Origin of the sequence: Janthinobacterium lyxosi, from assembly GCF_051380665.1 — a bacterium.
Taxonomy (GTDB): Bacteria; Pseudomonadota; Gammaproteobacteria; order Burkholderiales; family Burkholderiaceae_D; genus Janthinobacterium.
The window spans coordinates 1-1,637 of the sequence record NZ_JBNYXM010000081.1 but is presented as its reverse complement, the minus strand read 5'-3'; the positions used below and the strand labels follow the sequence as shown (position 1 = coordinate 1,637).

Genomic DNA, 1,637 nt, shown 5'->3' with positions numbered 1-1,637 from the left:
GAGTTTGACGCTGGCCCTCAAACAGGAAGCGTTGGATCACGTTATTGATATTCTCGATGGCGAAACTCCTTCTAAGCGTTCAGGCTTGAAGGGCATCATCGCTGTTAAATAGTGGCGGGGTATGGGCTGCAAGGCCCATGCTAAACAACTGATTTTGCTTTGCTGGGTCGCCTGAGTGCGGCCCTTTTCGTTTTGGCCTAGTTGCCCGTGATCGCGCCATGCAAAACCGCTTTTTGTTGACATACCGCAAAAAGTGATTCACACTGGTTCACATCGAATCACTACTTACCCCCCCCCTGCCATGACCGAACGAATCCGCACTACTATTTCACTGTCGCCGGAGGCTCATGACGTGTTTAAGCGTATGGCGGAGGCGGGAAACCTTTCTACTTCGCGTTGTATGGGCGATTGGTTGGCCGACACGATGGAGGCCGCTGAGATGCTCACATTGCGCATGGAAGAGGCAAAAAGGGAGCCTATGCGTGTTATCAAGGAGTTACGCGCTATGGTTGCTGGGATGGCTCTTACTGTCGATGATGTGGAATCAGAGGTCCGGGCCTCGCGCCGGGTGCTCGGTGCGCAGCGCCGGGCGGCCGGCGCGCTGCCCGGACCTCCCCCGGCTAGTAATACGGGGGTGTTAGTCCCCTCCCTCCCTCCTAAATCTCGGTCAAAGCGTGCTCGCAAAGGGACTCCTACATGACTCTTACGGTCATTGATTGGCTCGGTTGCCGTACGCAAGCCGACCCTGTGGACTGTGTAGAGGCCCTCAGAGGCGCTTTTGGTTCTCTTGGTGGTTCTCTGAAGGCTATCCCGAAAAAACGCGGCAAACAGGGTTTTGATAGGTCTGATGGCCTATTTTTGGCTGATATGTCTGTCGGGACTATGTCTTTTGGTGGTGACGCTATGCGCGGCTGGGTGTGGTTGGAGTTAACGGGCACGGGTTGCCAGTGGGTAGACGACTGGAACCGCTGTGAGGATGACTTGTCCCAGCTTCGTGATTTTCAATATAAACGGGTTGATATTGCCCTGGACACATACAAGCGCGAGGTGACTCACGATACTGTTGTTGCTGCTCATGGCGCCGGAATGTTCACTACTTGCGGTAAGCCGCCGTCAATGAGTCAAATCGTGCCAGCTGATCCGTATGAAGGTCGTACCGTTTATGTCGGCAAGCGCGATCAGCCTAAGTTTATGCGGGCCTATGAAAAAGGCTACGAGCAAGCTCGTAAATATTCGAAGCTTGATGTCTCGCATTGGGATGGCATACCTATTGCCGATTGGTATCGTTTGGAACTGGAATTGAAGGCCAAGGAGCAGCCTTTGCCGGATGATCTTATTGAAAATCGTGATCAATATTTTGCAGGTGCGTATCCATATTTACAAACCGTTGTCGCTGTTGAGCCGCAGGTTTTGAAAATGTCGCGTGAGAAGAGTCCGCAGCGTTCACTTGCCTCGATGCTTGAGATAATTCGTCAGCAATACGGGAACACTTTGTTCACTGCTTTGATGGCCCACGGGGGCGATATTGGAGCGGTCTGGGAGAAAATCGTTGGGAGTCAGCACAACACTAATCTTGTCGAGGATGGCGTGCTGATGGTGGATCATTTATGATAAAGGAGGCAACAACTGTAATCGTA

General features: G+C 52.4%; 1 protein-coding gene. It reads left to right on the top strand.

Features of this window, described 5'->3' with window-relative positions:
* The first annotated feature begins 696 nt into the window (after window positions 1–696).
* Complete coding sequence (locus ACQ4WP_RS29225; RefSeq protein WP_436491417.1) at window positions 697–1,611, top strand: replication initiation factor domain-containing protein; 915 nt, start codon at window positions 697–699, stop codon at window positions 1,609–1,611.
* The last annotated feature ends 26 nt before the right edge of the window (window positions 1,612–1,637 follow it).

Bases quoted from the DNA above. Each gene is read 5' to 3' on its own strand.
- ACQ4WP_RS29225 (WP_436491417.1), top strand. From the start codon at position 697: ATGACTCTTACGGTCATTGATTGGCTCGGTTGCCGTACGCAAGCCGAC.